Origin of the sequence: Sorangium sp. So ce281, from assembly GCF_051527395.1 — a bacterium.
Classification (GTDB): domain Bacteria; phylum Myxococcota_A; class Polyangia; order Polyangiales; family Polyangiaceae; genus Sorangium; species Sorangium cellulosum_B.
On sequence record NZ_CP150322.1, the window covers coordinates 8,760,800 to 8,787,617 of the forward strand.

Annotated in this window: 21 protein-coding genes; 6 read left to right on the plus strand and 15 right to left on the minus strand. The window is 71.8% G+C overall.

The window, feature by feature from the left end:
• Nucleotides 1–44: 44 nt before the first annotated feature.
• Nucleotides 45–1,052 carry a matrixin family metalloprotease gene (locus WMF27_RS33270; RefSeq protein ID WP_437764842.1) on the minus strand — a complete coding sequence of 336 codons (1,008 nt, stop codon included), beginning with the start codon at nt 1,050–1,052 and terminating at the stop codon, nt 45–47.
• Between the two features lie 128 nt (nt 1,053–1,180).
• Here WMF27_RS33270 and WMF27_RS33275 point away from each other — a divergent pair, with 128 nt between their 5' ends.
• Both WMF27_RS33275 and WMF27_RS33280 read left to right on the plus strand, forming a co-directional pair.
• On the plus strand, nt 1,181–1,837 hold the full coding sequence (locus WMF27_RS33275; protein WP_437764841.1) for a Mut7-C RNAse domain-containing protein: 657 nt from the start codon (nt 1,181–1,183) through the stop codon (nt 1,835–1,837).
• A 281-nt stretch (nt 1,838–2,118) separates the two neighbouring features.
• Complete coding sequence (locus WMF27_RS33280; protein WP_437764840.1) at nt 2,119–3,975, plus strand: glycoside hydrolase family 15 protein; 1,857 nt, start codon at nt 2,119–2,121, stop codon at nt 3,973–3,975.
• Between the two features lie 307 nt (nt 3,976–4,282).
• Here the strand turns inward: WMF27_RS33280 and WMF27_RS33285 are convergent, their stop codons facing one another.
• Nucleotides 4,283–4,990, minus strand: a complete 708-nt coding sequence (locus WMF27_RS33285; RefSeq protein WP_437943249.1) for a hypothetical protein — start codon at nt 4,988–4,990, stop codon at nt 4,283–4,285.
• Between the two features lie 496 nt (nt 4,991–5,486).
• Here WMF27_RS33285 and WMF27_RS33290 point away from each other — a divergent pair, with 496 nt between their 5' ends.
• A complete protein-coding gene (locus WMF27_RS33290; RefSeq protein WP_437764838.1) occupies nt 5,487–5,837 on the plus strand; it encodes a 4Fe-4S binding protein in 351 nt (116 codons plus the stop codon).
• Nucleotides 5,838–5,856: 19 nt separating this feature from the next.
• Here WMF27_RS33290 and WMF27_RS33295 read toward each other — a convergent pair whose 3' ends face one another.
• The gene (locus WMF27_RS33295; protein WP_437764837.1) at nt 5,857–6,792 is read right to left on the minus strand and encodes a hypothetical protein; all 936 of its coding nucleotides are present in this window, start codon (nt 6,790–6,792) and stop codon (nt 5,857–5,859) included.
• Between the two features lie 216 nt (nt 6,793–7,008).
• The gene (locus WMF27_RS33300; protein WP_437764836.1) at nt 7,009–7,803 is read right to left on the minus strand and encodes a hypothetical protein; all 795 of its coding nucleotides are present in this window, start codon (nt 7,801–7,803) and stop codon (nt 7,009–7,011) included.
• Between the two features lie 849 nt (nt 7,804–8,652).
• Here WMF27_RS33300 and WMF27_RS33305 point away from each other — a divergent pair.
• The gene (locus tag WMF27_RS33305; protein ID WP_437943250.1) at nt 8,653–10,125 is read left to right on the plus strand and encodes a protein kinase domain-containing protein; all 1,473 of its coding nucleotides are present in this window, start codon (nt 8,653–8,655) and stop codon (nt 10,123–10,125) included.
• Nucleotides 10,126–10,273: 148 nt separating this feature from the next.
• Here the strand turns inward: WMF27_RS33305 and WMF27_RS33310 are convergent, their stop codons facing one another.
• Together WMF27_RS33310 and WMF27_RS33315 are read right to left on the minus strand one after the other, a co-directional pair.
• The gene (locus WMF27_RS33310; RefSeq protein WP_437764834.1) at nt 10,274–11,635 is read right to left on the minus strand and encodes an extracellular catalytic domain type 1 short-chain-length polyhydroxyalkanoate depolymerase; all 1,362 of its coding nucleotides are present in this window, start codon (nt 11,633–11,635) and stop codon (nt 10,274–10,276) included.
• A gap of 178 nt (nt 11,636–11,813) precedes the next feature.
• Entirely contained in the window at nt 11,814–12,656 is an 843-nt protein-coding gene (locus WMF27_RS33315; RefSeq protein WP_437764833.1) for an AraC family transcriptional regulator, read from the minus strand.
• A gap of 71 nt (nt 12,657–12,727) precedes the next feature.
• Here WMF27_RS33315 and WMF27_RS33320 point away from each other — a divergent pair, with 71 nt between their 5' ends.
• Nucleotides 12,728–13,402, plus strand: coding sequence for a glutathione S-transferase family protein (locus tag WMF27_RS33320; RefSeq protein ID WP_437764832.1), 675 nt, complete (start codon nt 12,728–12,730; stop codon nt 13,400–13,402).
• Between the two features lie 67 nt (nt 13,403–13,469).
• On the opposite strand, the gene WMF27_RS33325 is transcribed toward WMF27_RS33320, so the two are convergent.
• Nucleotides 13,470–14,429 (minus strand): pseudouridine-5'-phosphate glycosidase, encoded by a 960-nt coding sequence (locus WMF27_RS33325; protein ID WP_437764831.1) that lies wholly within the window; start codon nt 14,427–14,429, stop codon nt 13,470–13,472.
• A 99-nt stretch (nt 14,430–14,528) separates the two neighbouring features.
• Here WMF27_RS33325 and WMF27_RS33330 point away from each other — a divergent pair, with 99 nt between their 5' ends.
• Nucleotides 14,529–18,080 carry a protein kinase domain-containing protein gene (locus WMF27_RS33330; protein ID WP_437764830.1) on the plus strand — a complete coding sequence of 1,184 codons (3,552 nt, stop codon included), beginning with the start codon at nt 14,529–14,531 and terminating at the stop codon, nt 18,078–18,080.
• A 12-nt stretch (nt 18,081–18,092) separates the two neighbouring features.
• Here WMF27_RS33330 and WMF27_RS33335 read toward each other — a convergent pair whose 3' ends face one another.
• The 8 genes from WMF27_RS33335 to WMF27_RS33370 all read right to left on the minus strand — a co-directional run bounded on the left by WMF27_RS33335 (nt 18,093) and on the right by WMF27_RS33370 (nt 26,731).
• Nucleotides 18,093–18,428 carry a hypothetical protein gene (locus WMF27_RS33335; RefSeq protein ID WP_437764829.1) on the minus strand — a complete coding sequence of 112 codons (336 nt, stop codon included), beginning with the start codon at nt 18,426–18,428 and terminating at the stop codon, nt 18,093–18,095.
• Nucleotides 18,429–18,468: 40 nt separating this feature from the next.
• Nucleotides 18,469–21,627 (minus strand): CHAT domain-containing protein, encoded by a 3,159-nt coding sequence (locus WMF27_RS33340; RefSeq protein ID WP_437764828.1) that lies wholly within the window; start codon nt 21,625–21,627, stop codon nt 18,469–18,471.
• The gene (locus WMF27_RS33345; protein WP_437764827.1) at nt 21,627–23,018 is read right to left on the minus strand and encodes a sigma 54-interacting transcriptional regulator; all 1,392 of its coding nucleotides are present in this window, start codon (nt 23,016–23,018) and stop codon (nt 21,627–21,629) included. The genes WMF27_RS33340 and WMF27_RS33345 overlap by 1 nt, the downstream gene beginning before the upstream one ends.
• Before the next feature lie 68 nt (nt 23,019–23,086).
• Nucleotides 23,087–23,911 carry a hypothetical protein gene (locus tag WMF27_RS33350; protein WP_437764826.1) on the minus strand — a complete coding sequence of 275 codons (825 nt, stop codon included), beginning with the start codon at nt 23,909–23,911 and terminating at the stop codon, nt 23,087–23,089.
• 335 nt (nt 23,912–24,246) lie between these two features.
• Entirely contained in the window at nt 24,247–24,462 is a 216-nt protein-coding gene (locus WMF27_RS33355) for an ABC-2 family transporter protein (protein ID WP_437769977.1), read from the minus strand.
• A 206-nt stretch (nt 24,463–24,668) separates the two neighbouring features.
• Nucleotides 24,669–25,364: an AAA family ATPase gene (locus tag WMF27_RS33360; protein WP_437944550.1), complete on the minus strand. Its 696-nt coding sequence runs from the start codon at nt 25,362–25,364 to the stop codon at nt 24,669–24,671.
• Nucleotides 25,291–25,932 (minus strand): hypothetical protein, encoded by a 642-nt coding sequence (locus WMF27_RS33365; protein WP_437764825.1) that lies wholly within the window; start codon nt 25,930–25,932, stop codon nt 25,291–25,293. Before WMF27_RS33365 ends, WMF27_RS33360 begins: the two co-directional genes overlap by 74 nt.
• A gap of 382 nt (nt 25,933–26,314) precedes the next feature.
• Complete coding sequence (locus WMF27_RS33370) at nt 26,315–26,731, minus strand: hypothetical protein (RefSeq protein ID WP_437764824.1); 417 nt, start codon at nt 26,729–26,731, stop codon at nt 26,315–26,317.
• Between the last annotated feature and the right edge of the window lie 87 nt (nt 26,732–26,818).

The window sequence follows — 26,818 nt, forward strand, 5'->3', positions numbered from 1 at the left end:
GAAGGTTTAGTTGATGTATTGAGAAGGGTATACCAATTGCTGGCCTACGACCTCGCCCTCCCGGTCGTGGGACGATCCCGACCGAGGTTCGGCCGGCCGCGCTCGCCGGCGCGGGAGCGCCCGACGGCGCGGGAGCGCCCGACGGCGCGGAGCCAGGCGGCTGCGCCGATCGCGACGGCGGCCAGCGGGGCGCTCCACCCTGGGCCGCCGGCGGCGGGCGGCGCCGCGCTGCAGCGGACCAGCTGGTCGTCGGCGCACTCGGGCGAGAACCCGTGCGGAGGGATGGGGTTGCACGTCGACGTGGAGAGATCCCGAGGGGGGTAGATCTGGCAGATGCCCGCGATGTCGTCGTCGTGGAGCGTCCGGAAGCTCATCGGGTCCGCCCTGTCGTACCTCGAATGCATGGTCGCCTCGGGGCCGGCCATGGTGTGGTCGAGGCCCAGGAAATGCCCGGCCTCGTGCGTGACGATGGCGAGCAGATCTTCCCTCGGCGCGGCGGAGTCGTCCCCGACGGTGAAGTCGTAGAGATCGGTGTTGATCTCCATGTCGGCCCCCCAGAGATTACCGGTCTTCCTGTCGAACTGCACCGTCGTGAGCGCGAGCATCTCGGTGTTGTGCCCCGAGCTCGCGAGCCACTCCAGATCGCGGAAGACGACCACGTTGGTGTTGCCCGGCACGAGGCCGTCGACGATCCTTGTCTTGCCGTCCCTGGCGTTGAGCTCCACCGCTCCGCAGGCGACGGGCCCGAGGTTCTGGACGCGGAGCGCCGGCGTTCCCCCGTCGCAGGGCGCCTGCGTCCACGTAGCGAACGCGGCCTCGAGCACGTCGGAGATCTCCTGGTAGGAGATCTCGCTGGACGCGTCCTCCTGGATGCTGAAGCCGATGCAATCGCCCGCCCAGCGGAGCGGCTTGCATTCACCGACCGGCTGGTCGTCCTGCAGGCAGAGCTCCGACCTCTTGCAGGTGTTCGAGCGGCAGTAGGCCGACGCTTGCTGCGCGCTCGCCAGCACGGCGAGCGCGGCCGCCACGCAGGAGCACCAGGCACGCTTCATCGACATCGACTCCTCCACGATCGGTTGACCCTACAGCGACGGTAGCAGCGCGCGGCGGGCGCGTGGGGATTTCGCCGGCGGCGCCCTTGCCCCCCGCTGGCGTTCCGCCATCCTGAGCGTGATGGGGCATGCTCGTGGGTGAGGCGGGCGGCGAAGCCGATCCGGCGCAAGGCGGCGCCGATCCGGCGCAGGGCGGCGCGGCCCCGGCGCGGGACAGCGCGGCCCCGGCGCGGGACAGCGCGGCCCCGGCGCAGGGCGGCGCGGCGGCGCCGAGCTTCCTGTGCGACGCGATGCTGGGCGGCCTGTCGCGCTGGCTGCGCGGCGCAGGCTACGACGCCATGTTCGAGCATGGCATCGACGACGGCGTTCTCGTGCGCCTCGCGCAGCAGACCGGCCGGGTGCTGCTGAGCTCCGACGCCGGCGTATTCGAGCGGCGCTCCCTGCGCACCGCGGCCGTGCGCGGGCTCTACGTGCCGCGCGGGCTGCGGCCGACGGAGCAGGCCGGCTTCGTGCTGCGGGAGCTCGGGCTGCCCGTGCGGGACCCCCGCTGCATGGCGTGCGGCGGCGCGCTCACGGCCGCCCCGAAGGACAGCATCCGGGATGCGGTGCCGGCGGTGGTGGCGGATCGCCACGACGAGTTCTGGCGGTGCGATCGATGCGGCAAGGTCCTGTGGAAGGGCAGCCACTGGGACGGCATCGTCGCCGGAGTGGCCGCCGCAGCCGGCGTGGCCGCCGCGACCGAGGCCCCTGCACCACCGGCGGGCGGCCGAAAGCCTCCGCCGTGACGCGGCGGGCGGGCACCATTCATTCGTCGACCAGGACCGCCCGCGCGCTGTAGATGGATACGCACGTGGGAAGGGGCGCGAGGATGCCCGCGAGATGCCGTGGTCCGAAACACGGGCAACCCGCCCCGCCACGAGGGGCTTGATGAGCTTTCTTGCTTGCAGCATGAGCGAGCGAACGCGTTGGGACACGGCGCTGCGAGCGCGGATCGGATCGGGCAGTCTGGGCGGCGAACGGTCAGCTCCAGGATTGCGGTCCAGGCATGAACACGCATAGTGTAGCCATGTCAGCTCCAATCGAACATTACGCTCTCATCGGTGACACGACCACGGTCGGTCTGGTCTCGCGTTACGGCTCGCTCGACTGGCTCTGCCTGCCACGCATCGACTCAGACGCGTGTTTCGCGAAGCTGCTCGGACGCGACGAACACGGCTACTGGACCATCCGGCCAGCCACGGCGATACGAAGCCAGGAGCGGCGCTATCGGCGGGACACGCTGGTCCTTGAGACCGAGTTCGCCTGTGAGAGCGGCCGCGTGCGCCTGATCGACCTCATGCCCCCAGGCGTCACCCCGTACGATGCCACCCGGCTCGTCGACGGAGCCCACGACGTCATCCGGATCGTCGAAGGAATCGAGGGCGAGGTCCCGATGCACTCCGATCTGAGGGCGCGGTTCGGCTACGGCCGCGTGATCCCGTGGATCCAGTGTGACGGAGGCCGAGCGACGCTCACGTCCGGCCCCGCCGCGCTTGCGTTCAGCAGCCCAGCGTCGCTTGACCCCGACTGGAGCGCCGCCCGATTGGAGACGAACTTCGTCATCCGCGCGGGTCAACGCCTGCCGTTCACCCTCACGTTCTACCCGTCGCATGAGCACGCGCCGGCCCACCCCGTCGACGCGGAGCATGAGCTCGCGCGAACCGAGCGTCACTGGCGAGAGTGGGCGGGCCGTTGTCGCTACCAGGGCCGCTGGCGTGACGCCGTCGTGCGGTCGCTCCTTACGCTGAAGGCGCTCACGTATGCGCCGACGGGTGGCATCGTGGCGGCGCCGACCACGTCCTTGCCGGAGGACCTCGGCGGCGTTCGCAACTGGGACTATCGCTACTGCTGGTTGCGCGACTCCACGCTCACGCTCGACGCCCTGATGCGCGGCGGGTACCTCGAGGAAGCTCAGGCCTGGCGCGGCTGGCTCATGCGCGCGGTCGCCGGCGCTCCTGCGCAGCTGCAGATCATGTACGGCGTGGCCGGGGAGCATCGGCTCACCGAGATCGAGCTGCCGTGGCTCCCGGGATACGAGGAATCGAGACCGGTGCGGATCGGCAACGGCGCATACGATCAGTTTCAGCTCGACGTCTACGGCGAGGTGCTCAACACGCTCTACGATGCCCGCGCGCACGGCCTGCCGGATCTGCCGCACACGTGGGACCCTATCGTGGAGATCGTGGACTTCGTCGAGAAGTCCTGGCAGCGGCCGGACGAAGGCATCTGGGAGATACGCGGGGGGAAGCCGCTGCACTTCACGCACTCGAAGCTGATGACCTGGGTGGCCGTGGATCGCGCCGTACGCATGATCGAGGAGTTCGGCGTAGGCGGACAGCATCGACTGGAGAAGCGGCTCCAGCGCTGGCGCGCGTTGCGCGAGGAGATCCGCCTTGACCTGCTCGATCGCGGATTCAACACGCGCGTCGGGGCCTTCACTCAATCGTACGGCTCGGAGGCCCTCGACGCCAGCGTGCTCCTGATCCCGCACATGGGCTTCCTGGCCGCCGATGATCCCCGCATGCTGTCCACCGTCGCGGCGATCGAGAAGGGCCTCACCCGGGATGGCCTCGTCCTGCGCTACGCGACCGAGACGGGGGTGGACGGTCTGCCGGGGGACGAAGCGACCTTCCTCATCTGCAGCTTCTGGCTCGCCGACAACTACGCGATGGTCGGTCGCCTCGACGAGGCGGAGGCGCTCCTCGATCGCCTGGTCTCCCTCAGCAATGATGTCGGCCTGCTCGCCGAGGAGTACAGCCCCGAGCTGCGCCGGCAGCTCGGCAACTTCCCACAGGCGTTCTCTCACATCGGGCTCGTCAACACCGCTCACATCATCGATGCAAGGAGAGCCGGGAAGGGAGTGTCCTTGCCATCCGCGGCGTAGCTCTGGGACACAGCGTCCTGTGGAAGGCTCGCAGGGCTCACCCGCCCTCGACGCGACCAGCGGATGAAGTCGCTCGTTGACCGATCGATGGTCAATGACCCCGGTGAAGACCGACGAGCGGAGCTAGCACTGCTGCGAAAAGTTGCCCCGGATCGGCAGAAAAACCGCCATGGCGCCGAGGTCGCCAAGGGAGAAGAAGAGGTGCCGTTCCGGCATTTTTCCCTCCCATTTCCCTGGCTTCTTGGCGCCCTTGGCGGTCCCCTTCCCCGGCCGACTTCCCGCAGTAGAGCTGGACGCGCGCTAGACGCTACAGGCACGTGTTGTCGACGATCACGCCGGTCTCCTGGAAGCGCACGGTCCCGGGCTCCCCGTCGAGCGTGACGGTGATATCCATGTCGATGATGCACGGGATGCCGGTGTTCGGCTCAGCCTCCCACGACATCGTCCCGGTGGCCCCGGTCACGGTATACGTGCGCTCGTCGGCGGGCGGCATGCCCGGCCCGGTGCAATCGTCCATCTGGTCGGTGAGCGCCACGTCCAGCACGCCCCAGAAGTCCTCCAGATCGACGCCGGCATAGAGCGGATCGCTGTCGGCGAACGCCGCGATCGAGATCGCCAGACACCGATCTTCTCGCAGGTCGGCGTGGTGCACGTAGACACGGTCGTGATCGGCGATCAGGTAATCTGCGCTTGCGCAGACCGTATCCCTCGACGCGTTCACCCCGGCCGCGTGCGCCATGCACTCATTGCAATAGGTGCGCTGATCGCACCCGCAGACGCCCTGACATTCGTCCGGACATTCCCCGACCCTCGGCCTCGGCGTGCACTCGCCCTGCGCCTCTGCGGCGCACGCCACGTCCGGCGTCGCGCAGTACTCCGTCTCGCCGCAGGTCGCTCCTGCGCTCCCTCCGCAGGCGACCGGCGCTGCGCCTCCGCTTCCGCCGTCGCCGGTCGTGCCGCCGCCAGCGCCGCTGCTCGTGCTGCCGCCCGCGCCGCCTGCTCCGATCGGCGACACGCTTTCGTCATCGCTGCAGGCGGCGAGGAGGAGGCCACACAGCACGGAGCCAAGGAGTTCATGTCTCATGAACGGACTATGCCACGACCGCTCGCCGAAGAGGAGCGGCCAGGGCGGTGTCATGCCCCTGTCGATCTCCGAAACGCCCGGCCCTTTGCGGGAGCAATGCCGCGCTTCCGCCGGAAAATCGCTTGAGCCAGCGCGATCGCCGCGCGCGGCGCTCCGAGCGAGCCGCGCGCGCCGGCCACGGTGCAGCCGCAGGACAACACCGCGCCGCCGACGCTCATGCGCGTGAAAGCCGCTGCGCTCGCGGCGGCCGCGACCCGGGTCGAACGGCCGTCAGGTCTCCGGGGGACGCGGAACCAACCGCCGGCGAGCTCGCCGGCGACGGCGAGCCGCCGGCCTCGCCTCGTTGACCGGCGCGGGTGGAGCTGGTAGCCCCTTGCGGGGCGGCGCGCTTGCGCTGATCGTCGCGCCCATCACCACGAGGCACGCAATGACAGGATCGTTGAACAAGGAGAAGGCGCGTCGCGCCGCGTCGCACCGGGACAGGCCGGGAGAGCAGTGCCGGGCCGAGCCCGGCGCCTTCCGGCCCGTGGTGAACCGGAGCCGGTGCGAGGCGAAGGGCGATTGCGTCGAGGTGTGTCCTTATCACGTCTTCGAGATCGGCCGCATCGAGCGCGCAGATTTCGAGGCCCTCTCGCCGCTCGGCAAGCTCAAGTCGCTCGTCCACGGCCGGAAGACCGCGTTCACGCCGAACGCGGCCCAGTGCCAGGCGTGCGGCCTCTGCGTCGTCGCCTGTCCCGAGAAGGCCATTCAGCTCGTGGCGGCGCAGGACGCGGGGTGAGCGCGGCCGGTCCAGGCGCTCAGGCGACGCTGCGCGCGGGCCCGGACGCGGGCGCGGCGCCGTAGGTGACGCGATAACGCTCGTACCGATCGAGGAGCTCGCCCGTGGTCTTGGGCATCGGGACGCGCGCGCGCGTGATGTACGAGATCACGTTCTTGCCACGGACGATCAGCTCGACGCCCTGGGCCGCCTGCTCCCGCTCGTGAGGCGAGGCGTCCGCGCCGAGCAGCGGCTGGAAGCCGGCGAGCTTCTCCGCCGACACGACGAACGACGTCCAGACCTCGAAGATTTCGTCGTCGGTGCGCAGCGTCTCGCACTTGATCTTGGCCGCGTGCGCGAACTCGCGGGCCAGGCGGTCCAGCCCGGCGAACATCGGCGAGCCCGCGAAGGTGGCGATCATCGCGTCGCGAATGCCGTCGATCGCCCTCATGCTCTGGGCGATCTTGACATACCGGCTGTTGTAGAACGCCTCGATCGGGAACGAGAACGCCTTGAAGGGCTCGCCCCAGAGCTCGTCGAGCCCCTCCTCGCCGCTGCGGTGGAGCACCATCTTCCCGAGCGTCAGCGCCTCGAGGAGGTGCTCTCCGCACTCGCGCATCAGGGCGTTGTCGGGCTCGATGGTGACGCCGAGCTCCTGGATCTCGACGAGCTTGGTGAAGATATCCGTCGCTCGATTGAAGATCGCGCCCGCGAGCATGGCGGCCTTGACGCGCTTCCGCTGCGGATCGGTCTCCGACTCGAAGGCGAGCCGCGCCTCGTCCAGCCGTTTCCCTGGGACGTTGATGCCGTGCTCGACGTGGTTGAACAGGCGCCGCGTCAGCGCCTCGATGAGGCGCTTCTTCGCGAGCAGCGTGTCGGCCGGCGCCTCGTAGGCCTTGATCCAGTAACCGTAGTAGTAGACCCGCAGCTGGCCGTCGATGATCTGCTTCTTCCCGAGCGGTATCGCGCTTTCCATGGCCCGCCTCCGATCGGCTGCCAGGCGGCGCCCCTGCGCGGGAGGCGCGCGGGGGAGCATGCCCGTGCGACAGCCGAGTAGCATGGGCGCAAGGCGGCCTGCAAGACGTGAGCGACGCGATCCGGCGGAGTCCTCCGCCGGAAACCGGGACTTAACCGACAGGAAAGACAGCGGCTCGCGGCGTCGCCGCGGCCGAGCGCCCGCCGGCCTCGGGGGCTACTGCGCGCACCCCTCGAGCTCGGCCATCATGCGCCAGAACGCCATGGCCTTGTTCTCGCAGGCGCCCTGGGTCGTGTGGGTGTGCTCGTATTCCGTGTTGCCGGACGTCTCCACGTCGTAACGCGGGTGCTGCATCGGGATCTCGACGCCGCCCACCGTCGTGGTGTGCCGCTCGCCGTCCGCGTGGACGTCGAGGTCCTCGAAGTCATAGAGGATCTTCCCATGCTCCCGGCAGAAATCGCGGATCTGCTGGTTGCGCTCCGCGCGGTTCACGCCGTTGTACTCCTCGTCACCGGGCCCCGTCATGTAGATGAAGGTCACCTCCGGGAACTCCTGCCCGAGCGCGTCGAGCACGTCGAGGTACCGCTGCACGTCCTCCTCGGTCTGCTCGGAGATCTCCGAGGACCACGCCCACATCGAGTACCGGATCTCCGGGTGCCCTCCGAGGATGGCGCGCACGTCGTTGATCCCGGCCTCGGTCGCCCAGTACTGCTCGCCCGGGATGAGGTCGGTGTCGATCATCCCGTCCCACATCAGGAAGGCGCCTTCCTGCTGCGGGACGGCGCAATACTCCTTCTCGAAGGCGTAGGCAGGGGTCTTCGCCTCGATGCTCTCGGCGCCGACGATGATCTGGAAGCCGTGGGAGCGGTGGGCGTAGTGGAAGACGAAGTCCCCCGACTTGAGCGCCTCGGCGCAGCTCGCCGGGATACCATCCAGGCTCGCGTGCCGGTGGTCGAAGGTCCGCGCGTTCGCGGGATCGGGATTGGGATCGCCGCCGGACGCCGTCGTCACCCCGCCGCTCGACGCCGACGCCGACGCCGACGCCGACGTCGACGCGCCGCCCGACCCGGTGGTCGCCCCGCCGCCCGAGCCCGTGGTCGCCCCGCCGCCCGACCCGGCGGTCGCCCCGCCGCCCGTTCCACTCTGGTCTGCCGGGCTGTCGTCTTCTCCGCAGGCCAGCGCGCCGAGAGCGAGGGAGAGACCAGCTGCGATGATAGTTGAATTGCGAAATAATTTGTTCATTGCAGTGTGGATTCTAGACGGAGGCAAGGGGATCGCAATAGCTCTCGCGGGCGGTCTCGTGCTGCTGCTGCTGCTGCGCGGGGGTTCGGAGGTCGGGGCCTCGTGGTGTCTCGCGGCGCCGGCGCGGGTAGTGCAGTCATTTGAACATGAAGGCGGGAAGGCGGGAAGAAAACCTGAATGATCTTCCCGCCTTCCCGCCTTCATGTGGACCCTCTCGGGGCAAATGACCGCACCACCCCGGCGCGGGCGCCGGCGGACCGCCGCGGAGGCCCGGCGTGCTGCGCTGCGCAAGCAAGGCCCCGGTGCTCCGCGCGCGAACGCCCAGCGCCGGCGCGCGCAGCGCCCGCGCTCGCCGTCGTCCCGAGCGCATCCCCCTCGCCGAACACCGCCGCTGTCAGGAACGTCACGCACCGATGGCGCTCTCGACGCCCGCGTCGGACCCGGGCCTGCCACGGCGATCCGGGGAGCCATCTCGTGGCCGTGTCGAGCCCGAGGCGCCCGGAACGTGGCGCACAGAAGGACAATCCATCTGACATCTCCCGCCTCGTCGTGGCCGGCGCCTTTCCTATCCTGTACGCTCCCCTCGCCTCCCTCGGCTATCAGGAGGAAGCCATCACCATGCAGTTCGCTCCGGATTCCGTCGTAGGTGGGAAGTATCGTCTCGAACGACCTCTCTCGCACGGCGGGATGGGCTCGGTGTGGGTGGCGCGACACGTCAACTTGGGCTCTCTCGTCGCGGTCAAGTTCATGGACCCGACCTATGCTGCGTCATCGACGTTCCTCGCCCGCTTCGAGCGTGAAGCCAGGATCGCGGCGAGCCTCCAGAGCCCACACGTCGTCTACGTCCAGGACTTTGGCGTCGACGACGACACTCCGTACCTCGTGATGGAGCTGCTGCAGGGCGAGGACCTGGGCACGCGCCTCGTGCGCGTCGGCCGGCTCTCTCTCGTGGACGCCACCCTGATCCTGGTGCAGGCCGGCAAGGCCATCCGTCGCGCACACGACGCCGGCCTCGTCCATCGCGATCTCAAGCCTGCCAACCTGTTCCTCGTGCGCGTGGAGGGAGAGCAGGATGAAGTCGTCAAGATCCTCGACTTCGGCATCGTCAAGGACACCGGCGCGGCGCTGACGGAAGAGGTGACCCGCACCGGGGAGCTGCTCGGCTCGCCCCACTACATGAGCCCGGAGCAGGTCCGGGGCGAAAAGGACATCGACCAGCGCAGCGATCTCTGGTCGCTCGGGGTCATCCTCTTCTATGGCATCACCGGCGAGCTGCCCTTTCAGGGGGCCCAGCTCGGCGCGGTGATCGCCAGCATCCTGGTCGGCCCGGTGCCCAGCGCGTCCCTGATCGCGCCCGACCTGCCGCCGGAGATCGATGCCTTCTTCGCGCGGGCGCTGGCCCGCGAGCGGGCGGAGCGCTTCCAGTCGGTCGGAGAGATGATGAGCGAGCTCCGCCGTATCGCGGGCATGGCGTCGCCATCGATTCCGGATCTGCAATGCCCGTGCTCCGGCGTGCCGAGCACCGCTCGACCGAGGCTCAGCGGGACGATAGCGCTCGACGCCGCCAAGCTCGACGAGCCAGCATCCGCGCCCCGCTCGGCGGGCCCCGGCACCCTGACCATCGCCGGATCGACGGCGCAGGACGCCGGACAGCAGCGGCCTCAGCACGCGACGCTGGTGGTCGGCATCGCGATGGCGATGCTGCTCGGCGCCGGCCTCACCATCGCGCTCGGTCGGGGCGGAGCGAGCGGCGGGGGCGGAGTGGGCGCGAAGATCGCCTCGGCCGGCGCGCCGGCGGCGGAGGAGGTCGCCGCCAGCGCATCGACAAAGGTTGAGCCCTCCCCGGAGCCGCTGGAGAGCGTGACGCTCGCGGCGCCCGTTGCAGAGGCGACGGGCTCGGCAGCAGACGCCGGCGGCGAGACCGCGGCACCACCGGCGCCCTCGACGTCCACCACGGCAGCACGGCCGCCGTCGAGCGCCACGCCCAGGACACCGCACACAAGTGTCCCCGCTCCTTCCAGGAGGCCGCCGATCCCGCCGACGACCGCGCCGGGGCTCGACCGCGCGCCGATTCCGGAGGTCCCCTTCTAGCGCGAAGACCCCTTATTTTTGGCAGAAGATTGAACAGGGAGGCGGGGAGACGGGGAGATTGGTGGGATTTCACTCCTCATCTCCCCGCCTCGCTGTGAATTTTCTCGTAAGGCCGAGGGGTTGCGTCAGCTCACCGGCAAGACACGTGTCAGCTCCGGGCGTTTCGCTGCCGGCGACGGAGCGTCAACAGCGCAAGACCCATGGCGACGACCGCTGCATACGAGCTCTTCGGCCTGGCATCGCCATTGACGACGGCGCACCCGCCCGTTTCACCCGATTCACCTGCAGACTCCGAGCCCGCACCGGTGGTGGCGCTGTCCGCAGCGCCGCTCGTGCCGCTCGTGCCGCTCGGGTCGCTGCCGCCCGTCGTGGTGACCTCGCCGCCGCCGGCGGGCTGCCCGCCAGAGCCGACCGTCACGCCCTCGCCCGCGCTTCCGCCGTCACCCGAGGCGCCGCCGCTCCCCGCAGCAGGCCCGGCGCCGCCGACGTTCTGATCACCCCCGGAGCCGTCGCCCGAGCCACCCGCGCCGCCGCTGCCGGCAGCCTCGGAACAGTTGGTCTCCGGATCGGCCCCACCGGCCTTGTCCAGACCGAAGAACGCGAGGATCGCGTCGGCCTCGTACGGCATGGAGTGCGCGCCGTTTCTTCCTGACCAGGCCTCGAACACCGTCTGGCCACACTCGTTCTTCCAGAACTGGCGATCATAGGTGGTCCCGCCCGATGTGATCATGTCGGTCGAGGTCGGGGTCTCGCTCAGCTCGAGGACGTTCGTCCATTCCTTGATCGCCTCGGCCTGGTTCTTGTAGTTGATCGTCGCGTCCGCCGTGCCGTGGAAGATCTGAAGGCGGGGGCGATGCCCCGTATACCCAGGGAACATCCCCCGAACCTGGTCTCCCCATTGCTGCGCCGACTTGCTCGTCCTGCCCCCCGCGCAGTTGTTGCTCCATTGCTGGCCCGCGTCGAAGCCGTCCGCCCAGCACCCGGCCGCCACCCCCGCCCTCGCCGCGCCGGCCCGGAAGATGTCCGGGTACACCGCCAGCATGGCTTGCGTCATCATCGCTCCGGACGAGCCGCCCATCACGTAGACGCGCTTCGGGTCGCCTTTGTACTTCTCGAGCGTGTACTTCACCATCTGAGCGACGGCCTGCGTGTCGCCGCCGCCGTCGTGGGTCAGCGATTTCGTCGTGCCCACGTCCCAGCAGTTCCGGCCGGTGGCCTCCGGAAGGATGATGATGAAGCCGTTCTTGTCGGCGCCCGCCTTGATACCCGAGATGCTGTTGAAGAACGAGCTCAACGGCGTGCTGCACGAGTGGCAGCCCACCACGATGGGCGGATTCTCGGCCAGCTTGTCCGGCACGTAGATGTTCATGTTGACGTAGCTCGGGACGCCGCTCGCTCCCCACGTCGCCTGGCTCACCGCCTGCACGGACGCCGCGTACACGGGCATGGCCGCGAACAGCCCCAAAGAAAACGACGCGACCACGAAGACGCGATTCTGAAATCGACGCATGTTTCGAGTACCTCTAAAGCTGGTGTCGCCGACGACGGCGCGCGATTGGCGCGTGGATGCTATCGACAGAGGAACTTTGACGCAAGCCGCTTTGGGTTCTTCCAGCTGGAGAAAATTGAACCAAGATCTTGCGCATCACGGGGCCTTCTCGCGCTGTGGATGGCCGTGAACACGCAGCTCACCCCTTCACGCCGGGCGGGCCGCCTTTCGACCTCGCTGCCGCGCACCGCTCTGCATAGACGGCCGGTGTGAAGCCGACCTGGACCTTGAATTCCCGGATCAGGTGCGCCTGATCATGATACCCGAGCTCCTGCGCGAGCGCCGCCCACGCGACGGGCGCGCCCGTGGCCACGCGCTCCGCGGCCTCCTGCACGCGTGACCGCCGGACGATCCACTTGGGCCCGACGCCGATGTACCGCTCGAACGCGCGGTGCAGCGTGCGCACCGAGACGCCCGCGATCCGGGCGAGATGCTCGGCGCGGTGGATGTCGCGATCGTCCTGCGCGCGGACGGCGAGCGCCATGGCCTCGTCGAGCCCGGCGTCCTCCGGGCCCCTGCGCGCGCGCAGGAGCTCCTCCACGGCGCGGATCGCGGCGGCGTCGTCCGGCTGGTCGAGCACGGCGCGCTCGAGCGGCCCGGCCGCGCCGCCGAAGATCTCGACGAGGGGGACCGCGCGGTCGACAAGCCGGCGCATGGGGAGGGGCGCGAACGGGAAGAAGCCGCCCGGCTTGAACTTCGTCGCGACGACGCGCCCGGTGCCCTCGAGCCGGACGACCTCGCGCCGGGTTCCGATGCCGTGCACCGCCGAGCCCGGCAGCTCGATGACCAGGTTGACGCAGGGGTGCGGCAAGAGCTCCTGCTCGAACGGCGCGGTGAGCGACCAGCGGACGACCCAGTGCCAGTCGACGAGCCTGGCCAGGTCCGGCGCGGGCGCGTGGCGGTGCAGCTCGAAGCGCTGGAGACCCGCGGCGGGGTTCAGGATGCCGCGGGTGGGGTCCTCGGGGGTGATGCTCGAGCTCATGATCGCGCGTGGCGCTCTTTTACAATACCGCGCCTCGCCCGGGCAGTAGCGTCCGCCCCGGAGGCACCAACATGGCTGATTCGACCACGACCCCGAGGGGCAACCTCGTCCTGTTCCATTCACCGAACACGCGCTCGACGACCACGCGCACCCTGCTCGAGGAGCTGGGCGCGCCCCACGAGCTCCGCGTGCTGAACATGAAGGCCGGGGAGCAGCGCAAGGCCCCTTACATCGCCGTGAACCCGCTCGGGAAGGTGCCCGCGATCCTGCACGACGGCGCGCTCGTCACCGAGCAGGTCGCGATCGTCATTTACCTCGCCGATCTGTTCCCGGAAGCCGGCCTGACCCCGGCCATCGGGGATCCGCTGCGCGGGCCGTACCTCCGGTGGATCGTGTACTACGGGTCGAGCTTCGAGCCGGCCGTCGTCGATCGGGCGATGAAGCGCGATCCGGCGCCGCCGTCGATGTCTCCGTACGGAGATTTCGATACGATGTTCGGCGTGGTGGCAGAGGCGCTCCGGAAGGGGCCGTATCTGCTCGGCGATCGATTCACGGCGGCCGACGTCCTCTGGGGCAAGGCGCTGGACTGGATGGTGAAGTTCAAGCTCGTGCCCGAGCTGCCGGAGGTGAAGGACTACGTCGCGCGGGTGTGCAGCCGGCCGGCGTTCACGCGGATCGCGGCGAAGGACGCAGAGCTCGCCGCGGCGCACGAGGCCGCGGCCGCAGCGGAGGCACGGGCGAGCTGATCGCCGCCCGGAACCCCTCGGGGCCGACGATCACGTCGCCCACCGCGAGTGCGCGGTGGGCCTCGCTTCATGCCTTGGCCTTCGACTTCGACTTCGACTTCGACTTCGCCCCGAGCTCGCTCATCGCCGTGGCGATCTCCGCCGCCACCGCCGCGTTGTTCTCGACCAGCGCGATGTTCGCGACGAGGCTCTTGCCCTCGGTGAGCTCGAAGATGCGCTTCAGGAGGAACGGCGTCAGGTCCTTGCGGCTCACCCCCTCTGCCTCGGCGCACCGGATCGCCTCCTCGATCCGCGCCTCGATCGCCCTGGCGTCCATCGCATGGCTCTCGGGGATCGGGTTGGCCACCAGGACCCCGCCCATGCCGAGCTCGAACTGCAGCGCGATGACCCTGGCCGCTTCCTCGGCGCTCTCGATCCTGTGGTCCACCTTCTGCCCGCTCTGCCGCGCCCAGAAGGCCGGGAAATCCTCGGTCTTGTAACCCAGGACCGGCACGCCATGGGTCTCCAGCGTCTCCAGCGTCTTGGGAATGTCGAGGATCGATTTGGCCCCGGCGCAGACCACCGCCACCTGCGTCTGACTCAGCTCCTCGAGGTCGGCGGAGATGTCGAAGGTCGTCTCCGCCCCGCGATGCACGCCGCCGATGCCCCCGGTGGCGAAGACCCGGATACCGGCCCACGCCGCCGCCATCATCGTGGTCGCCACGGTCGTCCCGGCCAGCCCGCCCAGGACCAGGAGCGCCGCCATGTCGCGCCGCGAGGCCTTGGCCGCCTTGCCGCCCTCCCTGGCCAGCCGCTCGAGATCGTCCCCCTTCACGCCCACCCTGAGCTTGCCGTCCATGATGGCGATCGTCGCCGGCACGGCGCCGTTCCGGCGGACTACCGCCTCCACGCGCTGCACCATCTCGAGGTTCTGCGGATACGGCATGCCGTGCGTGATGATGGTCGACTCCAGCGCGACCACCGGCCGGCCGCCAGCGAGCGCTTTCCTGACCTCGGGCGAGATGGAGAGGTGGTCCTTGATCGACACGCGGGGCTCCTTCGGCTGCGAGGGTCTGGCGCGTATATCGCGTCCGCGGCGCAGCGAACACCGCTATACTCGGGCGCCGCGAAGCCCATGAGCGCCCCGGTGAGCCTCGGAGACGTCGTCGCCGGCAGATACCGCGTCGAGCGCCTGCTCGGCCAGGGCGGGATGGGCGTGGTGATGGTTGCCCGCCACCTGCACCTCGGCAACCAGGTCGCGCTCAAGCTGCTGCGCCGGGACGCGCTGGTCGACGCCGCGGCGCGGGAGCGCTTCCTGCGCGAGGGGCGGGCGGCGGCGGCGCTGCGCGGCGAGCATGTCGCCCGCATCTTCGATCTGGGCTTCCTCGACACCGGGGATCCATTCCTGGTCTTCGAGCTGCTCGAGGGCTGCGATCTCGGCGCGTTGCTGCGGGCGCAGGGGCCGCCTCCGATCGAGGTCGCCGTGGGGTACGCGCTGCAGGCCTGCGAGGGGCTGGCCGAGGCGCACGCGCACGGGATCGTGCACCGCGACCTGAAGCCCGGGAACCTGTTCCTGGCGCGGCGGGCCGACGGCTCGCAGCTCGTGAAGGTGATCGATTTCGGGATCGCGAAGCACACGCTCGCGGCCGCCGGGGAGCAGCTCACGAGCACGTTCGCGGTGCTGGGCACCGCCCTCTACATGGCCCCGGAGCAGATGCGCTCGGCGCGCACCGCCGACGCCCGCTCGGACATCTGGGCGCTGGGCGCCGTGCTCTACCGATTGCTCAGCGGGGCGCCGCCCTTCCCCGGGGAGTCGCTGCTCGACGTCTGCGCGGCCATCCAGCGCGCTCCGGCGCCGCTCGCCGCGGCCCGCCCCGGCACCCCGCCGGCGCTGGAGGCCGCCGTGCTGCATTGCCTCCGGCAAGACCCGGCGGAGCGCCCCGCCGACGTGGCCGCGCTCGCCGCCGCGCTGGCGCCGTTCGCGCCGCACGAGGGGCAGGCCGCGGAGCGCGTCGCCCGCACGCTGCGGGGCGGCGGCGGCCCGACGCTGGCGGCGCCGCCCGCGCCGCGCAGTCAGCCCTCGGGGGAGCCTGCGGCGGCGCCTCCCGAGATGGCGAGCGCGCTGGCCGCGCCGCCGCTCGCCGAGCGCTCGCCTGACACGGCCCCCGGCTCCGCCACAGGCGCAGCGCCGACGCTCTCCCGGGCAAACGCCCCTCCAGCGCGCACCGTCTCCCGCGCCGAGGCCCCCGAGATCAAGGTGCACCCGCCGCTCATCGCCCGGCAGGCGGCGCTGGCGGCGCTGGCGGGCGCCGCGGATCAGATCGCCGGCGGGGCGCGCTTCGTGGTGATCACCGGTCCGCTCGGTATCGGCCGCACGCGCGTGCTGCAGGCCGGGATCGAGGCGGCCGGGCTGCCGGCCGAGCGCGTGCTGCGCGGGAGCTGCTCGCCCGAGCGGCAGAGCCCGCTGCGGCCGCTGCGCCGCGCCCTCGACGCGCTGCCGCCCGGCGGCCGCGCGGCCCTCGCCCAGCTCTCCGACGCCGTGGATCGCGCGCTCGCGCCGGCCGCGCTGCCCAGCGCCGGCGACGCGGACAGCGCGCTCGAGGGGGTCGAGGCGGCGCTGCTCCGCGCCGCCGCCGAGCCGCTGCTGCTCGCGCTCGACGACCTCCAGTGGGCCGACCCGACGACGCTGCGCCTGCTCTCGCTGCTCGCCGAGCAGGCCGCGAGCGGCGATCCCGCGCGGCTGCTCGTGCTCACGGCGGCCCGCAACGAGCCGAGCCCGTCCCCGAAGCTGCGGGCCTTGCTCGGGGCCGTGCGCTCCAGGATACGGCCCGGGATCAAGCACCTCGCGCTGGAGCGGCTGGACGAGGCCGACTCCGAGCGGCTGGCGCACGCCATCGCGCCGCTCTCCCCGGAGCTCGCGCGGACGGTGGCGCGGGGCTCCGGCGGCGTGCCCTTCTTCGCGGTGCACGCGCTCCTGGCCTGGCGCGAGACGGGCGCCATCACGTGGCAGGACGGCGTGCTGCAGGCGGCCTCCGGGCGGGCGCTCCACGAGCAGGTGCCCGGCGTCGCGGAGCTGGTCGAGGACCGCCTCGCGAGCTACTTCGAGCCGGGCAGCGACGCCGAGCGCGCGGGGCTGCGCGCCCTGGCCGCGATCGCCCTGTACGGCGGCGGCCTCGGCTTCGAGGTCCTCTACCGCGTGGTGGCCAGCGACGAGCTGCTCGAGAGCGCCGTGCACGCCTGGGTCGAGGCGGGAATGCTCACCGTGTCGGGGGAGCCGCCGGAGATCGGCTTCGGGCAGGAGATGGTGCGGCAGGCGGTGCTCGGCGTGGCGCGCAAGCGCCCCTGGTTCCCGCGCCTGCACCGGGCGCTCCTCGACGCCATCGCCGCGGGGCCTGGCGCCGCAGCGGACGCGGCGTTCCTGGCCGCCGGCTACGAGAAGCTCGGCGCCGTCGAGCCGGCGCGGGCCTGGCTGCGGCGGGCCATGGATGCGGCCTTCGCGGCCGGGCTCTTCGAGGAAGCCGCCGGGCTCGGCGATCGGCTGGCGGCGCTGGCCGGCGATCCCGGCGAGCGCGCCGCGATCGAGCTCGACATCGTGCGCGTCCTCTTGAGAGGGCGCGCCTTCGAGGACGCGAGGCAGCGGCTGGAGCGGCCGGGGGCGAGCGCGGGCGCCCTCGCTCCGGCGAGCGCCGCGGGCCTGCGGCGGCGCATCTACCGGCTGGAGGTGGCCCGCGGGCTGCACGAGGCGGGCATCGGGGACGAATCGCTGCTGGCCGACGCCGACGCGCTCGGCGACGAGCGGCTGCGCTGCGAGGCGCGGATGGCCCTCGCCGGGGTGACGCGCGGGCCTCGCGCCATGGCGCTCGCCGGCGAGGCGGTCGAGCTGGCCGTGCGCTGCGGCCCCGGCCTGGAGCTGCCGGCGCGCGTGCTGCGGTTCGAGCTCGACTACGAGGCGGATCGCTGCGACCTCGAGCTGGCGGACGCCGATCTGAAGCGCGCGCTCGAGCTCTCGGCGGCCGGCGCCTCGGTGTGGCGGCAGATCGAGATCGACGGCGATCTCGCGGTGGTCGAGGCCGAGCTGGGGCGGCTCGCGGCGGCCATCGAGCGGCTCTACGGGCTCGCGGCGCGGGCCGAGCGCTACGGCATGCGGGCGCAGCGCCGGCTGCTCCTGCAGAACCTGGCGGCCTTCCTGCTGCGCGCCGGCCGCGCGGCCGAGGCGGCGGAGGTGGCGGGGCGCTCCGCGGCGCTGGCGACCGAGGCCGGCGATCCGGCGCTGCGCGGCGTGGCGCTGTCGCTGCGGGCGGAGGCGCTGCGGCGCTGCGGCGACGCGGGCGCGGCGCTGCGCTGCGCCGACGAGGCGGTCGGGCTGCAGGAGAAACGCGGCGACGCGATGCTCTCGCTGACCTTGCTCCGGCGCGCCGAGCTGCTCGCCGGCATGGGCCGCAGCGCCGAGGCGCTGGCGGACGCGCAGGCCGCGCGCCGCGTGGCCGAGCAGCACCGCGAGCGCGACCGCGTGCTCTGCGCGGATCTCTGGGAGGCCCTGCACCTGGCCCGGCGCGGCGCGGCGCCGCCCGAGGAGGTGGCGCGGGCGCTCGCCGAGGCGCAGGCCGCGGACGTGACGCTGCGCGAGCTGACGATGAAGCTGATGGAAGAGGCGCGGACGTGGCTGGAGCAGCGTCCGGCGCCTGCCGCCTCGGGCTGAGAGGGCAGCGGGTCAGCGCGGCGGGCGCTGGGGCACGATGACCCCGCGATCCGGCTTGCACGCCTTGTCCTTCTCGCTCCAGAAGCAGCCGGGCGGGCAAGCCGGCGGCGGCTCGGCGGGGGTGCCCGCCGGCCACACGCACTCCTCGGCGACGCCGCCCGCCGCGGGCGCGGCCGAGCGATCAGGCGCCGAGCCATCGGGCGCCGCCGCCCCGTCGGGCGCGGCCGAGACATCGGGCGCCGCGACCCCCTCGGGCGACTTCGGCGCGTCGGGCGGCGGGGCGGAGCCGCACGCGGCGAGGAAGGCAGTGAGTAAAATTACAATTGAGCGACTCACGTTGCTGCGCATCGCACTGTTTTCCTTCTTTTCTGTCCTCGTGCGCAAGAGCTCAAGCACGCCTGTCCTCGGGCCGGCGGCGCCGGCGAAGGCACCCCAGCAGGAGCGCGACGAGCGCGAGGGCTGCGGCGCTTCCGCCCGATCCCGGGCCGACGGCGCAGCCGCAGCCGCGCGGGCCGGGCGCGACCGGCGGGGGCGGCGCCGGCCGCTGCGGGACGTCCTTGCCATCGAGGCTCGACCCGTCTCCGGCGCTGATGAAGCCGGCCCAGTAGAAGGGGTGCTGGTTGCCGGGCGCGGCGCGCACCGCGAGCGCGGCCTCGCGCAGCGCCTCGCTGCGCCCGCCGCCGCCCTGGAGCCGGCGGTGGTACTGCACCATCAGATCGCGCGTCTCCTGATCGCTGATCTTCCACAGGCTCATCACCAGGGTCTGCGCTCCCGCCATCAGCACCGCGCGCCGGAGGCCGTACACTCCATCGCCGCTGCGGGCCGCGCCGACCCCGGTCTCGCAGGCCGAGAGCACAACGAGCCGCGTCCCGTAGAGATCCAGGCCGGCGAGCTCGTGCGCGGTCAAGATCCCGTCCTCTCGCCCCGTGACGGGCTGGTTGGCCGTCGCCAGCGCCAGGCCGCCGCGCAGCAGCGGGCTCTCGAGGGCCCGCCCGGCCGACGCGACGACGGGCGGCAGGAAGAAGCCGTGCGTGGCGATGTGGAGGATGCGCGGGTGCGCCACGGCCTGCACGGCCTCCTCGGTCGCCGCGGCGCCGGTGAGCGCCTTCGCTCCCGGGATCACCGCGCCGATCGCCGCGATCTCCTCGGCCGTGCCGGGCAGCGGGCGGAAGCGGATGTCGCCGAGCTCGACCGAATCGGGGCCTGCCCCCGGGCGGTAGCGCGAGCGCTGCCGGTCGGGATCGCCGAAGTCCGGCGCGCCGATCAGCACGGCGGCCGGCCCGGGCTCGGGCGGCGTCTCATCGTGGAGGAAGCGCACGAGATCGCGCCCGCTCGACAGGTAGGTGAAGGTGAAGCGCTCGATCAGCGCGCGCCCGCCCTCGTCGAGCAAGGCGCCGAACGGGACCAGGTTGAGCTCGCCGTCCGGGCTGATCAGGATCCGGCGCGCGTCGCCAAGGAGCGGCCGGAGCGGCCGCAGCACGCGCTCGTCGAGGGCCCGGGCGGCCAGCGCCGGATCGCGCCGCGGGCTCGCCAGCGCCTGCCGAAGCTCGTCCACCAGGCCAGCGGCGGCGCGCGCCTCGCCGAGGTCCACGAAGCGGGCGGCGCCGCGCCGGCGCAGCACGTACGCCGCGAGGCGCGGGGCCTCCGCGGCCTCGCCCACGGGGCGGCGCACGATCATCTCGACGAGCGCCGCGTCCTCCGGGATCGCCGCCTTCACCTCGGCGAGCGTCACCAGCCGGTCGTCGCGCAGGAGGGTCGCGCCGCGCTTGCCCAGCTCCGCCTCGAGCCGGGCCTTCTGGCGCTCCAGCTCGGCGAGCGCGGCGTCGTGCTCCGCGGCCGGCACGGCGCCCGGGCCGCGCACGATGGCGTCGACGATCGCGCCCTGGATCGCCACGAGCTCGCGGAGCAGCCGCGCGTCCTCCGGCCTCTGCCGATCGCGCAGGGCGGCGCGGCCCGTCGCCAGCGCGTCGAGGGCGCGGCCTTTGCGCCGCAGGATCGTGGTGAGCGCCAGGTCCACCGCCGCGCCGCCCTGCGGCGAGGCCGCCGCGGGCAGCGCCAGGACGAGGTCGGTCTGCCCGCGCAGCGCCTCCACGGCGGCGAGCTTCTGCTCCTCGGAGCTGTCCGCGAGCAGCGCCGCCGCGCGGCGGTCGCGGATCTCCGTGCTCCGCGCGAGGGCCTGCGCCGCGCTCGGGATGCCCCCTGCGCGCAGGTGGCCCTCGGCGAGCGCGTCGAGCGCGTCGGCCACCCTGGGGTGCAGGGGGCCGAAGACCTTCTCGACGATCGCGAGGGCCCGCTGCGAGAGCGCCTCCGAGCGCCCCGGATCGGGCCGCCCGCCGCCGCGGGCCAGGGCGGCGCGCCGCAGCAGCGCCTCGGCCACGGCGGGGTGATCCGGCCCCGACGCCTCCTCGAGATCGGCCTGCGCCCGGTGGTAGAGCGCGGCGGCGGCGCCGTCGTCGCCGGTCGCGCGCCGCAGGTCGCCGAGGTGCAGGCGCAGCGCGGCGGTGGCCGGGTGCCCCGGCCCGAGCACCTGTTCGCGGATGGCGAGCGCGCGATCGAGCAGCGGCGCGGCCCGCCCCGGCTCGCCGCGCTGCATGTGTCCGAGCGCGAGGCCATCGAGCGACTCGGCGGCCGCCAGGTGCCCGGGGCCGAGCGCCTCCTCCTGGAGCGCGAGCGCCCGCGTGAACGCCTGCACGGCGCGGTCGGGCCTGCCGATCGCCAGGTGGAGGCGGCCCAGGCTGTCGAGGACGCGGGCGAGGCGCGGGCTCGGCGTGCCAGCGGCGCGCGCGCTGGCGCTGGCGGCCTCGAGCGCCTTGACGAGCAGCGGCTCGGCGGCCTCGGGCTCGCCCCTCTCCAGGGCCAGATCGGCCAGGTTGCGGAGCAGCTCGACCTGCACGGCGGGCTTGCCCCGATAGCTCTCCGCGGCGAGCCGGAGCATGGCCTCGGCCACGTCGTGGTCTGCCCTCATCGCGAACAGGCGGCCGACCTCGCTGTAGGCGAGGCAGGGGAACGGACTGCCCAGCAGCGCGTCGAACGCACCGACCTCGCGCCGCAGCCCGTCGGCGGCGGCGCTGTCGCCGCGGAGGCCCGCGAGGCGCGCGAGCCCGGCGATCGAGAGGCCCGCGAGCTCCTCGTCGCCGGCGACGAGGATGCGCCCGTAGATGGCGTGGGCGCGCGCGAAGACCTCCTCGGCGCGCCGGTGCTGGCCCAGCTCGATCAGGACCCACCCGAGCTGATCGAGCGCCGCGCCGAGGAGCAGCTCGGGCGACGGCGTGGCCGGGGTGTGCTGCTTCGGCAGCCGGCCCTTGTAGAAGGCGACGACCTTCTCGTGCAGGGCGACGTCGCGCTCGGCGAGCGCGACGGCCTCGGCCAGGCGCTCCTCCTCGAAGAGCCTCTCCGCCCTGAGGTGCGCGACGTCCGCCTCGTTCAACGTGGCGTTGAGCCCCGCCGGGCCCTCTGCGCCCGCAATGCCGGGCGGCAGCGCGAGCAGCAGCGCCACGCCCGCCGCGAGCCACGGCGCGCGGCGGGCGGCGGCCCGCGAGGCCGGCATCAGGGCTCCCCTTTCGGCCGTATTCCGTGCTTGTCGAGGAGCTTGTGCACGAGCTGCCTCGACACGCCCATGGCGCCGGCCGCGCGCGAGATGTTGCCCTTGTGGCGGCCCAGCCAGGCGGTCAGGTAGCTCCGCTCGAACTGCTCCATCACCATCTCGCGCGCCTCGAGCAGCGGCATCTCGAGCAGCGGGTCCAGGCGCGCCGTCGCGGCCGCGGGCCCGGGCGCGGGGGCAGGTGGGCGCGCCGCCGCGGCGCCCTCCTTGAGGGGCCGGAGCAGCTCGTCGACCGTCTCCGGGAACAGGAGCAGGCGCGCCACCACGTTGCGCAGCTCCCGCACGTTGCCCGGCCAGTCGTGGGCGGCGAGCAGCGACAGGGCGTTCGGCGGCAGATCGGCGAGGGAGCGAGGCGGGTTGTGCGCGGCGAGGAAGCGCTCCACCAGGGCGGGGAGGTCGTCCTTGCGCTCGCGCAGCGCCGGGACCTGGACCTCGACCACGGCGAGCCGGTAATAGAGGTCCTCGCGGAACTGCCCCTCCGCCGCCCGGGCGCGCAGGTTCCTGTGCGTGGCGGCGAGGATGCGCGCGTCGAACGGCCGGAGATCGCTGGCGCCGAGCCGCCGGATCTGGCGCGCCTCCAGCGCCCGCAGCAGCTTGGGCTGGAGCTCGAGCGGCAGCTCGCCGATCTCGTCGATGAACAGCGTGCCGCCGCTCGCCTCCTCGAGCAGGCCGGCGTGCGCGGCCTGGGCGCCGGTGAAGGCGCCGCGGGTGTGGCCGAACAGCTCGGACTCCACCAGGTTGGCCGTCGTCGCGCCGCAATCGAAGACGACGAAAGGCCCGTTCCTGCGCGGGCTGTGCTCGTGGATGGCCCTGGCCAGCACCTCCTTGCCGGTCCCGGACTCGCCGAGCAGGAGGAGGGTCTGATCGGTGGCGGCGGCGCGCTCCAGCTTGGCGAAGAGCGCGCGCATGGCGAAGCTCCGGCCGATGGCGCCGCCGAACATGCCAGTCGGCGACAACGGCACGAGCCGGGGCTCGCCGGCCGGGTGGACGACGAGCTCCGAGTCGCCGATGAGCACGGCCACCCGGGGGGCGAGGCGCGCCTCCAGGATGGCCGTCTGGCCGAGCAGCGTGCCGTTCTTGCTGCCCAGATCGCGGAGGAAGATCCCCTCGGGCGTGAGGCGCAGCTCGCAGTGCCGGCGCGAGACCCGGGCGTCGGGGACGACCAGGGTGCAGTCCTGGCCGGTCCCGACGAGGACAGGGCTGATATCGAGGAGCGCCTCCGTCACGTGACCTTGCGGCGAGGTGACGCGGACACGGAGGGAGGGCATGCGGAGCGAGCGATCGCGATCCACGCTCGTGAGCGTGCAGGGCTCGGGCTCGTCCCTGGCCGGCTTCATGCACCGGACAGTACGTGGATCGCCCGGCGAAATCTATCGCGCGCGGCCCTCCCCGCGCGGCGCGGATCTCACTTCACGCGGGCCGTGCGCAGCCTTGTCTTGGAGTCGGCCTCGTCGCTCACGATGTCGAGGGCGTCGTTGGTCTTGGCCCAGTCGAACGGCATCCACGAGAACGACATGCCGTTCCCGTTCGAGGTGTCCTCGTCGTCCGTCATGATCCAGCCGTCCGCCTGGCTATCGAAGAGGTGTGCGCGCGCCAGGATCCCGTAGCTGAAGCCGAGGTTCGGGAAACCGTTCATCGCGCCGGCGCTGCCGCGGAACAGGCAGAATCCGAGCGTGGTCTTCGAGGGGCTCTGCGTGGAGGTGTTGGGAAAGATGTTCCCCGTGGACGAGTTGCTGTTCGACGTGTCCTCGTTGTCGAAGGTGCGCGAGAACGCCTCGGAGCCGGCGGGGCATGCGCTGCCGAGCCTGAGCACGGCGTACGGCTCCCCGGTGTTGAGCGGCTTGAAGAAGCTCCCCGGCACGCGGCAGAAGACGAACCTGGTGTTGCTGCCGCTCTGCGTCGCGCCGATCCAGCCGGCGTGATCGTTGCCGTTGCTCGTGTCCTCGTCGTCCATGAAGATCGAGATCTGATCGAAATTGGAGGGGCACGCGCTTGCCGGAATGACGCCCACGTCGTTCACCCCCAGCGCCGACTCGGCCTCACCGACGTCCTCGGCCTCGCCCGAGCCGATGTCCAGGCCGTCGCCCAGCTCGTCTGCGCCGTCGCCCGGCTCGTCCGTGCCGGCGAGGCAGCCCGGCATCAGCGCGGCGGCGCCGAGGAGCGAAAGCGCAAGGGTGGAGTTGCAGAGAGCCACTCCGAGGTGACCGAAGGTCTTGTTGAGAGAGAGCATGGAACATCCTCCTTGTCGGCGCGGCGGCGCGTGCCGCTTCGCCGGTTTCCGTTGATCTCCAGCGCGCGAAGCCCGTTCTTCGCTGCCGTCTGGACGCCGGGGCGCTTTGGCGCTCTGGCGTTTCAACGCGTCAACGCGTCAACGCGTCAACGCGTCAACGCTTTGCAGCCAGCGTGCCGAGCCCGCCGCGCCCGCATTCCTGCGGAGCGCGCCGCCGCGCACCGCCTCCGGCTGTCAGCGACCATCGACAGCTGTCAGCGATCGATGACACCTGACAGCGCCTGCTGACAGCGCGGCGCGCCTTTGCCCTTTGCGCTGGCCTCCCGCCCGCTGCTTCAGGACCCGGTGGACTGGTACCGCCGCTCCCCGACGCGCCAGATGCGCAGCGACACGAGCAGGAACGCCACCCCCACGAGCGGCGACGCCCAGCGCGCGGCCTCCGGCAGCGCCGGGACCGTGGGGCGATCGAGCAGCGCGCCCGCGGGGATGTAGCTCACGAACGCGAGCGGCACGACGAACGTGAAGAAGCGCCGGAACCCAGTCCTCGTCAGTCCTCGTCAGTCCTCGTCTGTTCCTCGCCCTCGCCCCTCAGCCGCCCTGCACCACGAGCCGGCGCAGGCCGCGCGCGACCATCGCCCTGCCGAGCGCCACGAACACGGCGGTCCACAGCGCCTGGTGCAGCAGCACGCCCGGGAGCGCGCCCGGAACACGGCGGCACAGGCGGCGAAGTTGGCCGCAAAGCGCTCGAACGGCGCGCTCACGGCGGCGCCCCCGCGTCGCCGCCCTCGCCGTAGAGCCGCGCCACGATCTCGTCGATGGGCGGGTTCTGCACCAGGAGGTCGCGCACCGGGGCGCGGGCCGTGACGCGCCCGACCAGCTCCGCCGTCGAGATCACGGCGGGGTCGAAGCGCAGCGTCACGCGGGCGCCCTGGCGGCGGATCACCTCGGCGCGCGGCTCGGCGATCTCCGCCGCCGGGTCCGCCAGGTCCACGATGAGCCAGCGCTCCGCGGTGACCTGCGCGCGCAGCGCCTCGAGCGAGCCGTCCGAGAGCACCCGCCCCCCGGCGATGAGGATGACCCGCGAGCAGAGGGCCTCGATGTCGTCCATGTCGTGCGTCGTCAGGATCACCGTGACGCCGCGCTCGCGGTTGAGCCGCTGCACGAAGCGCCGCACCGCGAGCTTCGAGACGGCGTCGAGGCCTATCGTGGGCTCGTCGAGGAAGAGCAGGTCGGGCGCGTGGAGCAGCGCGGCCGCGAGATCGCACCGCATGCGCTGGCCGAGGCTGAGCTGCCGCACCGGCGTGTCGAGCAGCGGCCCGCCGTTCTGACGGGGGCGCTGGCCGAGCTCAGCGGCTCGCGGCCGGCGCGCCCCGCCGCGATCACATGGCCGCGAGCAGCGCGGTGACGTCCTCGCATGTGTGCTCCTCGACGGACCGGCAGTTCGCCACGTCAGCCCACGGCCTCCAGGCGCACCCCTCGGCGTCCTCCTCGCACGCCGCTTCGAGGTCCGGAGAGACGACGAGGTCGCAGATCTGATGGGGCGACGGCGCCTCCCACACAAGCGTCGGTCCGCACTCCATCCCTTCGCGCCCGCAGTGCCTCTCGCGCGTCTGCACCAGCGCGGTGCCGTCGCCCAGGACGAAGATCAGCGATTCGGTCTCGTCGATGTACGGACCAGGCGCGAGCAGCGAGCTGAGGACGCCCGTGCCGCCTCCGGTCACCAGCTTGGCCGCGCACGGGAGCGCCTCTGGCGGGCTCGGATAGGAGTGCATGGTGACCGGCTCACAGCTCGGCTCGAAGCTGCAAGCGAACAGATCCAGAGCCGGATCGGGCGCGTCCGCGCCGCCACCCGACGTGGCGTCGGACGACTCCGGCCCGGGATCCGCGTCGTCGCCGCTGTCCGGCTCCGCCTCGGACTCGGCGCCGTCCGGCCCCTCGGCGACGGGCGCGCAACCGATGACGAAAGGAAGCTGCGCCGCAGCCAGCAGGAGCGCTCCCTGGATGATGCGATGTGCGCTCATGGTGTTGCCCTTTCTTTCCCAACGAACCTGTGGAGACTGTGCCATCCATGGCGCAGGGCAAGCGGCGCGCCACACCGTCCTCGCATCGCGGCGGCGCCGTGCCGCTCCGCGGCTTCCAGCCTCCATCCGCAGGCGGACAGCGCCGGGGCGACGTCGCAACGCGAAGCGCCGCGACATTGACGTGCCGCCTTCAACGCTTGCCGCTGACCCATAATGACACAAAAGGACCATCCTCGGCACACAATGACGCGACCCCTGTGCCTCAAAGCCCTGCTGGAGCGCTCGAGAGCCTCCTCTTGCAATGGCGCTGTTCTCGAAGCAGTATCGCGCCGAAACGGGCCAGCCTGGCTGAACCCCTCTCTTGGTTTATTTGTAATGAGTCTTACTTATCCTTGTTCGCTTCGAGGCAGGGTGACTGATGCGGCATCTTGGCGTTTTGAGTGTCGTTGCGGCGTCGCTCCTGGCGGCGCTCTCGACGCTTGCAGATGCCCAGGGAAGCATCGTTTATCAGAACAACGCCTTCTTCCTCATCGACGCGCGGAACTTCATAAACACTGTCACTCATCACCGCTGCGGTAAGCCAGGGGACCCGCGCCATGTAACAGCCACCTCGATGCATGACGGCGTCCCCCCCGCGCGCCGCGATGACGAAAACGGATGCCGACCCGAAAAATCGAGGCGATTGCGTGATCAGATCAACGCGCTGCGGGAATTCTCCCGGGCCACACCAGCGAGGTGCAACCTGGGTGACACCCAGCCAACTTGTGCAGAGAAGGCGAACTCCGCCTCCGAGCTTCATCTGTCAACAGCTATCGACGACGGAAACCAGCCCGACCGCCGGAGACGCGGCGTACAGCGAGGGGCCTTTCGCGCCGGACCGTGTCCG

Bases quoted from the DNA above. Each gene is read 5' to 3' on its own strand.
- WMF27_RS33270 (WP_437764842.1), bottom strand. From the start codon at position 1,052: ATGAAGCGTGCCTGGTGCTCCTGCGTGGCGGCCGCGCTCGCCGTGCTG.
- WMF27_RS33275 (WP_437764841.1), top strand. From the start codon at position 1,181: ATGCTCGTGGGTGAGGCGGGCGGCGAAGCCGATCCGGCGCAAGGCGGC.
- WMF27_RS33280 (WP_437764840.1), top strand. From the start codon at position 2,119: ATGTCAGCTCCAATCGAACATTACGCTCTCATCGGTGACACGACCACG.
- WMF27_RS33290 (WP_437764838.1), top strand. From the start codon at position 5,487: ATGACAGGATCGTTGAACAAGGAGAAGGCGCGTCGCGCCGCGTCGCAC.
- WMF27_RS33295 (WP_437764837.1), bottom strand. From the start codon at position 6,792: ATGGAAAGCGCGATACCGCTCGGGAAGAAGCAGATCATCGACGGCCAG.
- WMF27_RS33305 (WP_437943250.1), top strand. From the start codon at position 8,653: ATGCAGTTCGCTCCGGATTCCGTCGTAGGTGGGAAGTATCGTCTCGAA.
- WMF27_RS33310 (WP_437764834.1), bottom strand. From the start codon at position 11,635: ATGCGTCGATTTCAGAATCGCGTCTTCGTGGTCGCGTCGTTTTCTTTG.
- WMF27_RS33315 (WP_437764833.1), bottom strand. From the start codon at position 12,656: ATGAGCTCGAGCATCACCCCCGAGGACCCCACCCGCGGCATCCTGAAC.
- WMF27_RS33320 (WP_437764832.1), top strand. From the start codon at position 12,728: ATGGCTGATTCGACCACGACCCCGAGGGGCAACCTCGTCCTGTTCCAT.
- WMF27_RS33335 (WP_437764829.1), bottom strand. From the start codon at position 18,428: ATGCGCAGCAACGTGAGTCGCTCAATTGTAATTTTACTCACTGCCTTC.
- WMF27_RS33340 (WP_437764828.1), bottom strand. From the start codon at position 21,627: ATGCCGGCCTCGCGGGCCGCCGCCCGCCGCGCGCCGTGGCTCGCGGCG.
- WMF27_RS33345 (WP_437764827.1), bottom strand. From the start codon at position 23,018: ATGAAGCCGGCCAGGGACGAGCCCGAGCCCTGCACGCTCACGAGCGTG.
- WMF27_RS33350 (WP_437764826.1), bottom strand. From the start codon at position 23,911: ATGCTCTCTCTCAACAAGACCTTCGGTCACCTCGGAGTGGCTCTCTGC.
- WMF27_RS33365 (WP_437764825.1), bottom strand. From the start codon at position 25,932: ATGAGCGCACATCGCATCATCCAGGGAGCGCTCCTGCTGGCTGCGGCG.
- WMF27_RS33370 (WP_437764824.1), bottom strand. From the start codon at position 26,731: ATGAAGCTCGGAGGCGGAGTTCGCCTTCTCTGCACAAGTTGGCTGGGT.